Origin of the sequence: Streptomyces sp. ID05-39B (genome assembly GCF_033794725.1) — a bacterium.
Classification (GTDB): domain Bacteria; phylum Actinomycetota; class Actinomycetes; order Streptomycetales; family Streptomycetaceae; genus Streptomyces; species Streptomyces bobili.
The window spans coordinates 1-7,361 of the sequence record NZ_JARGEF010000325.1 but is presented as its reverse complement, the minus strand read 5'-3'; the positions used below and the strand labels follow the sequence as shown (position 1 = coordinate 7,361).

8 protein-coding genes and 1 tRNA gene are annotated in these 7,361 nt (G+C 73.4%); 6 read left to right on the top strand and 3 right to left on the bottom strand.

Annotation, left to right across the window (positions count from 1 at the left end; genetic code table 11):
- From P1P75_RS37800 to P1P75_RS37790, 3 genes are all read left to right on the top strand, one after another.
- On the top strand, positions 1 to 1,389 hold a 1,389-nt coding region (locus P1P75_RS37800), incomplete at its 5' end, for an alkaline phosphatase D family protein (RefSeq protein ID WP_319263958.1).
- A 378-nt stretch (positions 1,390 to 1,767) separates the two neighbouring features.
- Complete coding sequence (locus P1P75_RS37795) at positions 1,768 to 2,235, top strand: DoxX family protein (protein ID WP_319263956.1); 468 nt, start codon at positions 1,768 to 1,770, stop codon at positions 2,233 to 2,235.
- Between the two features lie 224 nt (positions 2,236 to 2,459).
- Complete coding sequence (locus P1P75_RS37790; RefSeq protein ID WP_319263954.1) at positions 2,460 to 3,071, top strand: VTT domain-containing protein; 612 nt, start codon at positions 2,460 to 2,462, stop codon at positions 3,069 to 3,071.
- A gap of 338 nt (positions 3,072 to 3,409) precedes the next feature.
- On the opposite strand, the gene P1P75_RS37785 is transcribed toward P1P75_RS37790, so the two are convergent.
- Positions 3,410 to 3,634 (bottom strand): DUF2277 domain-containing protein, encoded by a 225-nt coding sequence (locus P1P75_RS37785; protein ID WP_319263952.1) that lies wholly within the window; start codon positions 3,632 to 3,634, stop codon positions 3,410 to 3,412.
- A gap of 124 nt (positions 3,635 to 3,758) precedes the next feature.
- Between P1P75_RS37785 and P1P75_RS37780 the strand changes: the two genes are divergently transcribed.
- Positions 3,759 to 4,658, top strand: coding sequence for a 2-dehydropantoate 2-reductase (locus tag P1P75_RS37780; protein WP_319263950.1), 900 nt, complete (start codon positions 3,759 to 3,761; stop codon positions 4,656 to 4,658).
- Here the strand turns inward: P1P75_RS37780 and P1P75_RS37775 are convergent.
- On the bottom strand, positions 4,652 to 5,173 hold the full coding sequence (locus tag P1P75_RS37775) for a GNAT family N-acetyltransferase (RefSeq protein WP_319263948.1): 522 nt from the start codon (positions 5,171 to 5,173) through the stop codon (positions 4,652 to 4,654). The genes P1P75_RS37780 and P1P75_RS37775 overlap by 7 nt on opposite strands.
- 467 nt (positions 5,174 to 5,640) lie before the next feature.
- Between P1P75_RS37775 and P1P75_RS37770 the strand changes: the two genes are divergently transcribed.
- Together P1P75_RS37770 and P1P75_RS37765 are read left to right on the top strand one after the other, a co-directional pair.
- Entirely contained in the window at positions 5,641 to 6,498 is an 858-nt protein-coding gene (locus P1P75_RS37770) for a serine hydrolase domain-containing protein (protein ID WP_319263946.1), read from the top strand.
- 73 nt (positions 6,499 to 6,571) lie between these two features.
- Positions 6,572 to 6,919, top strand: coding sequence for a hypothetical protein (locus P1P75_RS37765; RefSeq protein ID WP_319263944.1), 348 nt, complete (start codon positions 6,572 to 6,574; stop codon positions 6,917 to 6,919).
- A 258-nt stretch (positions 6,920 to 7,177) separates the two neighbouring features.
- Here P1P75_RS37765 and P1P75_RS37760 read toward each other — a convergent pair.
- Positions 7,178 to 7,249, bottom strand: a tRNA-Val gene (locus tag P1P75_RS37760).
- Positions 7,250 to 7,361 lie beyond the last annotated feature (112 nt).

Genomic DNA, 7,361 nt, shown 5'->3' with positions numbered 1-7,361 from the left:
CCCGAAGGCCACCCGTACGTCGTCGCCGCCATCCGCACCCCGGCCGGCGGCGACGACGTACGGGTGGCCTTCGGGTCCTGCCGGTGGGCGGCGCCACCGGCCGGCGAGCACGACCCGGTGGGCCCCGACGCCCTGGACAGCCTGGCCGCGCGGGTCGCCGCCGATCCGGACGGCGAGCGGCCCGACGTCCTGCTGCTGCTCGGCGACCAGGTGTACGCCGACGAGACCTCGGACGCGACCAGGCGGCGCATCGCCGGCCGCCGCGACCTGACCGAACCGCCGGGCAGCGAGGTCGCCGACTACGAGGAGTACACCTGGCTCTACGACGAGTCCTGGCTCGACCCCCAGGTCCGCTGGCTGCTGTCCACCGTGCCCAGTTGCATGATCTTCGACGACCACGACGTCATAGACGACTGGAACACCTCCGCCTCCTGGGTGGCCGACATGCGGGTCACCGACTGGTGGCGCGAGCGGGTGCTGAGCGGCCTGATGTCGTACTGGGTGTACCAGCACCTCGGGAACCTCTCCCCCGCCGCCCTGGCCGCCGACCCGCTCTACGCGGCCGTCCGGGACACTCCGGACGGCACGGACCTCGTGCGGGACTTCGCCTGCCGCGCCGACACCGAACCGGCGAGCGTGCGCTGGAGCTACCGGCGCGACTTCGGGCGGGTCCGGGTGCTGATGGTCGACACCCGGGCCGCGCGGGTCCTCGCCGAGGACGGACGCGCGATGCTCAACGCCGGGGAGGCGCACTGGCTGCGCGAACAGGCACTGGACGCGCCGGGGTCGTACGACCATCTCCTCATCGGCACCTCCCTGCCCTGGCTGCTGCCGCACCTGGTGCACGACGCGGAGGGGTGGAACGCGGCACTGTGCCGGGGTGAACGCGGGCCGCGCTGGGCGCGGTTCGGGGAGAAGGTGCGGCGGGCGGCGGACCTGGAGCACTGGGCGGCGTTCCCCGACTCCTTCGCGGCGCTGACCCGGCTGCTCGCCGAGGTGGGGACGGGACCGCAGGCGCCGGCGAGCGTGCTCGTGCTGTCGGGGGACGTGCACCACGCCTACGTGGCCGAGGCGCGGTGGCCGGGCGACTCTCCCGACGCGCGGGTGCTGCAGCTCACCTGTTCGCCGGTCCACAACTCCATCCCCCTGTCGATAAGCGCGGGCTTCCGCTTCGGGTGGAGCGCCCTCGCCCGCGCTCTGGGGCGCGGCTTCCGGCGGCACGGGCGCTTGCCGCGGCCACCGGTGGGCTGGCGCAAGACGGGCGGACCCTGGTTCGGCAACCAGCTCATGACGCTGACCCTGCGGGGACGTTCGGCCCGGCTGCGGCTGGAACAAGCCCGCGCGGACACCGGACTCACCCTCGTGGCGGAGTCGGAACTGACCTCGTGACAGCGGGCCTTGAGGGCTGCCCGGGGCGACGCATCACGACGGCCCTGTGCCTGATCAACCGTCAAGAAGAGTGACCCACAAGGTGGTTCGCCTTCGGCGTGCCCACGGAGGGCGTGCATCGGGCGACGGCCGCGGGGGCCCGCCCAGGGGCGGATTCGGTCACACTTTCGGACGCGGACGCGGTGGACAGAGCCGTCCTACGTGCGACGGAGCCCGAAACGGGAGCCCGGACGGCATCCCGGCCATGGCCAAATGTTGAACTTGAAAGTATTGATTGGCTGCGCCTAACGTTGGTCGCTCGTTCGGTACCGCCGCCCCCATGCGGCCCGCTCACCCCAGGGCAGGCCGCACGACCGACACCGAAGGAGCACCCCCCACATGTCCGCTCGTCTCGACAGCGCACAGCCCTACGCGATCGGCCTCTTCCGCATCGTCGTCGGACTGCTCTTCGCCTGCCACGGCGCCGCCTCGCTCTTCGGCGTCCTCGGCGGAGCGGCAGGCAGCGACGGCGGCACCGTCCACGCCGGCACCTGGCCCGGCTGGTACGCCGCCGTGATCCAGCTCGTCTGCGGCAGCCTGGTGATGCTCGGCCTCGGCACCCGCGCCGCCGCCTTCCTCGCCTCCGGCTCCATGGCCTACGCGTACTTCGACGTCCACCAGTCGATGGCCCTGTGGCCGATCGAGAACGGCGGCGAGGCCTCGGCGATGTTCTCCTGGGCCTTCCTGCTGCTGATCTTCACCGGCTCCGGCGCACTCGGCGCGGACCGGCTGTTGGCCCGCCTGTCCGCCCGGCGTGCGACGTCGGAGCGCAAGCCGGCCGCGGAGCAGTCCCCCGTCGCGGCCTGATCCCACGCGCCCCCGGTGCCCTTCCCACGACCGCGGGGAGGGCACCTCGCGCGTGAACGGCGCGTCCTCGTGTGAACACGCCGCGTTGAACACACGAGCCCCCCGTGAACCTCCTGTCACACCCCGGGCGTACGCTGTATGGCTGTCATGGCCGCACCTGCCGCTCCCCCGCGACACAGCGGCACGGTTCGGCCGCACGGGGGAGACGACGGGGAGATTTCGCGGTGTTCGAAAGTGTGGGGGCGTTGATCGGCGCCCCATGGATCTACGCGTTGGTGGCCCTGTCGGTCCTCCTGGACGTGTTCCTCCCGGTGCTGCCCAGCGGCGTCCTCGTCATCACGGCGGCGACGGCCGCGGCCGCCGGATCGGGGGCGGCGACCGGGCGGCTGCCGCACGAGGTGCCCGACATCCTCGCCCTGATCCTCTCCGCGGCGACGGCCTCCGTCCTCGGCGACCTGGCGGCCTACCGGCTCGCCCGGCGCGGCGGGGCGCGGCTGGACCGTGCGATCTCCCGTTCCCGGCGGCTGACCACCGCGCAGGAACGTCTCGGCGGGGCCCTCGCGGAGGGCGGCGGCGCGCTCGTCGTCCTGGCCCGGTTCGCCCCGGCCGGCCGGTCGGTCGTCTCCCTCATCGCCGGCGCCGCACAACGGCGTGTCCGCGACTTCCTCCCCTGGTCGGCCCTCGCCGGCCTCTCCTGGGCCGCGTACAGCGTCGCCCTCGGCTACTACGGCGCGACGTGGCTCGGCGCGACGTGGCTGGCGACCGGGGTCTCCTTCCTGGCCCTCTTCGCAGCAGGTGCCGGAGCGGCGTACCTGGTGCGCCGCCGACCCGCGTGACCCGCCGGGGGTTCCTCGGACGCCGGAGCCGCTGCCGGAGCACGTGAACCCCAGGAATCCCGCAGAAGCCGGAGCCCGCCACCCCAGCACGTGAACCAGAACCCCGGGGACCCCTGAGACGCGGGAGCGCGCCACCCCAGCACGTGAACCCCGGGGGTTCCTCGGACACCGGAGCCCGCCACCCGAGCACGTGAAGCCTGGGGGTTCCGCAGACGCCGGAGGCCGCCGCCGGCCCGTGTGACCCGGTGAGGGCTCCGCCCCGGACCCCCGGTCGGCCCATGAGCGGCCTCGTCCTCAAACGCCGGACCGGCCAAGGCGCCCCGCCCGGCGCCGCGAGGTCACCTTCGCCCGCCCGCGCCCCGTACCTCCAGTTCGGCCAGCAGCGCCGCCGTGGCCTCCGCCACCGCGTCCACCGCCCGCTCGAAGACCTCCCGGTTATGGGCGGCCGGCACCCGGAATCCGGACACCTTCCGCACGTACTGGAGGGCGGCAGCCCGCATCTCGTCCTCGGTGGCCTCCTCGGCCAGCACAGGGGGACGAAGGGTCTTGATACTCCGGCACATGCCTCCAGTCTCACCCCATGGACCCCGATCCGTCGCCCCTTTCCTCATCCCCCGACCCCTGCCATGATCACTTCCGAGGCGGCCACCACACCCGGGGCCGACCGACGAGAGGAACAGCGACACCATGGCGAACAAGCTCACTCTGGCGATCCTCGGCCCCGGCGGCGTCGGCGGTCTCCTCGCCGGACTCCTGTCCCGCGCGGGCCATCAGGTGATCTGCCTGTCCGGCGAGGACACCGCCACCCACCTGCGCACCCAGGGCGTACGCGTACGCAGCGCGCGGTTCGGCGACTTCGCCGCCCCCGTGGCGGCCGACACCGAACTCCGGGTCCCCGTCGACGCCGTGCTGATCACCGTGAAGCACACCGCCCTCGACGCGGCCCTGACGCGCGTCCCCTCCGCCGCTCTCGGCGACGCCCTCCTCGTGCCCTTCCTCAACGGCATCGAGCACCCGGCGGCCCTGCGCGCCCGGTACGGCCAGGAGGCCGTCGCCCCGGCGGTCATCCGGGTGGAGTCGACGCGGGTCGCCGCGGGCGTGATCGAGCACGCGAGCCCGTTCGCGGAGATCGATCTCACCGGCGACCAGGTCTCCCGTCCCCGCCTCGACGCCCTCGCGCGGGCGCTGACGGAGGCCGGCCCGACGACCCGGGTCCTGCCGGACGAGACGGCCGCGCTGTGGGCGAAGATGGCGTTCCTCGCGCCCCTCGCCCTCCTCACCACCCGGCACGCGCTGCCCCTGGGCGAGGTGAGGTCGCGCCACCGCGAGGATCTGACCGCCCTGGTCGCGGAGACGGCCGCGGTGAGCCGCGCCTGTGGCGTCCCCGCCGACCCGGCGGCGGCACTGGCCCGCTACGACGCCTTTCCGCCGGCCACCAGGTCGTCCATGCAGCGCGACGCCGAGGCCGGCCGCCCGCTCGAACTGGACGCGATCGGCGGGGCGTTGCTCCGCGCGGCCGACCGGCACGGGGTGCCGGTCCCGGTGGCGACGCGCCTGGTGCGGGAGTTGCGGGAAGCGGGCTACTGAGCCAGATCGACGTACCAGTCGTTCGACGTGATCCAGTGCCCCTTCGGGTACTCGAAGTCGAACGGGCCGAGCAGGGTGAACCCCGCTCTGCGGCACACCCCGTTTGACGCGGGGTGATCCACGCTCGGGAAGGCGTGCAGGGTCCGGTGGCCGCCGGTCTCCCGCACGGCCTTCCCGACGGCGTCGGTGACCGCGCGGGCCGCCCGCGCGGCCAGCCCTCTGCCCTGGAACTCGGGCAGCACCCCCCACCCCGTCTCCCAGACGGGTTCGCCCTGCCAGGACCGCTCCCAGTAGCCGATCGACCCGACGGTCTCCCCGCCCTCGGCCAGCACGACCCGGTACACCTGCCCGGCGTCCAGCTCCAGGTACCGCCGGTGACGGTCCGCGAGCTTCGCCGGCGTCTCCGGCCCGCCCAGGTGGTCGATCATCTCGGGGCTGTTGTTCCGCTCCAGCAGCCAGAAGTCATCCTCCGCCCAGGGCACCAACCGCACTTGCTCCGCATCCCGTTCCTCCATACACGTCACCCTAGGCTCCGGCTCTGACATCGCCGTTCGCCGCTCGCCGGCAGTACGTGCGCGGGCCCGGCCGGGGTGGCCGAAAGAGAGCACACCGTCGATGGCCCTCACGGACAATGCGGGTCGACCGCACGACGAGCGACCGATCCACCGATCGACCGATCGACCGATCGAGGAGATGATGACCCGTCGCAAGGACGCCCCCCAGCCCCCCTCATCCCTTTGACCCGGAAGTACGGCGGGGCCGAGGCGGGGCTCTTCTGGATCATCTCGCGGGCGGGGCCGGCCCGCTGGACCGGCACCTCGCCGTCCGGCGCGTACCGCGCGCTCGCGGCCGTCGTGCGGCCGCCTGACATCCTTACCGGTGCCCACGTGGTCCACCGGTGGGTGTCCCGCAACCGCCACCGCCTGCCCGGCGGCACCCACGCATACGCCGTGCCGCCCTCCGCCACGAAGCGAGCCCCCTCTTGCGCCTTCGCGTCCCGACCTGCGTCCTCACGCCCAAAGCCGCGCCCACGCTCACCGACGGTCACGCCCTGGACCGGTACGTCGAGATCGGTTCGCTCACCAAGGTCGTCACCGGTACCGCGCTGGTCCGGATGGCCGCCGCCGGGGTCCTCGCGCTCGACGATCCTGTCGAACGGTGGCTGCCCACGGCCCCCACGACCGGGGTCACCCTCCTCCACCTGGCCCGCCACACCTCCGGCCTCCCCCGGCTGCCACCCGGCGCTCTCCCCCGCCGTGACCCGTACGCCGCGTTCGACGCCTCGGCCCTGCGGGCACTCCTGCCCCACCTGCACTCGCTCGTCACCCGCCCGCCCGGTGAGGAGGAGGAGTACTCCAACCTCGGGTACGCGGTCCTCGGCGCGGCCCTGAGCGCCGCCGCGTCCGGGGCGTCGTACGAGGAGCTGGTGGGCGAGTACGTGCTGCGCCCACTGGATGTCACCGAGGTCGTGGTACGTCCCGACGAGCAGCGGCGACTGCTCGCACCGGGGCGGTTCGGCGGGCCGCGCGCGCCCTGGACGATGACCGGCGCGATCCTGCCGGCGGGCGGTCTGTGGGCCACGCCCCGGGCGGCGGCCGACCTGGCCGTACGGCTGCTGGCCGAGCGCCGGCTCGGCGACCCCGCGCCGTCCTGGCAGGAGACCGGTCCGCTGCGCTGGCACAACGGGGCCACCCGGCACGCCTCGCTGTTCACCGGGGCGACGGACGACGGGAGTTGGGTGCTGGTCCATCGCCTCAACGCGGACCCGGACGCCACTGACCGGCTCGGCATCGAGATCCTGCGGCAGGTCCGGGCCGACGCCGCCCCCGTGAACGAATGAATCGAACCCACGTTCACCAGAACACCCCAAAGGGGCTCGCGACTCAAAATCGAACACGCGTACCATTGCCGCCGTGGCTAAGACCTATGACTTTCCCAGCGACCTGCGCGCCGGTCAGGAGGAGCTGCATCAGGTCCGGGCCGAGCTGTCGGCCCTGCTGAAGCGGCTGCCCTGGTCGGTCGAGCCGCTGGACGGCTTCAGTGACGACGGCGGCTGGCGCAAGGTGGAGCGCCCCGCCTCCCCCGGCTGGACGGCCGACGAGCAGGCCGAGGTGGAGAAGCTCCGCCGACGCGAACACGAACTGGCCGTGTTCGTGTCCGGTCACCGCTTCTGGGCGGAGACCGGCGCCACCGACCGCGTGGAGGCCCGCATGCGCCTCAAGCACGCCCCCGAGACGCCGTCGGCCGGCGAGGAAGCCTAGTTGGAGAGGACCCTTCGTCGTGTCCGCGCTCAGTGCAGACCCTCGACGGCCCGCAGGATCGGGGCTCGTGCCTTTGCCCCGTACACGGCGATCTCCGTAGCCGCGCGAACGCACGCAGGTGGATGCCCAGTTCGCCGGGGACCGTGACCGTCACCTTCGCCCCCACCAGGTCGCACTGGACCCCGGACATGGCAGCGGCCCCCCGGAGACAACTCCGGAGGGCCGCGGACGCCCTGCTGGACAGGGCGTCATCCTCGGTGGGCGCGGACGGTTTCGAACCGCCGACATCCTGCTTGTAAGGCAGGCGCTCTACCCCTGAGCTACGCACCCAGGACGAGTCGACAGCCTACATTGCCCGAGGCCGTGCCCGGCAAACCGTATGCCTGGAACGGGGCTGCGCCCGCGGGTCCGCAGGTTCCGGGGCGGGCCCGCGGGCGCAGCC

Excerpts from the sequence above, each read along its gene's own strand:
- P1P75_RS37795 (WP_319263956.1), top strand. The coding sequence starts at position 1,768 with ATGTCCGCTCGTCTCGACAGCGCACAGCCCTACGCGATCGGCCTCTTC.
- P1P75_RS37785 (WP_319263952.1), bottom strand. The coding sequence starts at position 3,634 with ATGTGCCGGAGTATCAAGACCCTTCGTCCCCCTGTGCTGGCCGAGGAG.
- P1P75_RS37780 (WP_319263950.1), top strand. The coding sequence starts at position 3,759 with ATGGCGAACAAGCTCACTCTGGCGATCCTCGGCCCCGGCGGCGTCGGC.
- P1P75_RS37775 (WP_319263948.1), bottom strand. The coding sequence starts at position 5,173 with ATGGAGGAACGGGATGCGGAGCAAGTGCGGTTGGTGCCCTGGGCGGAG.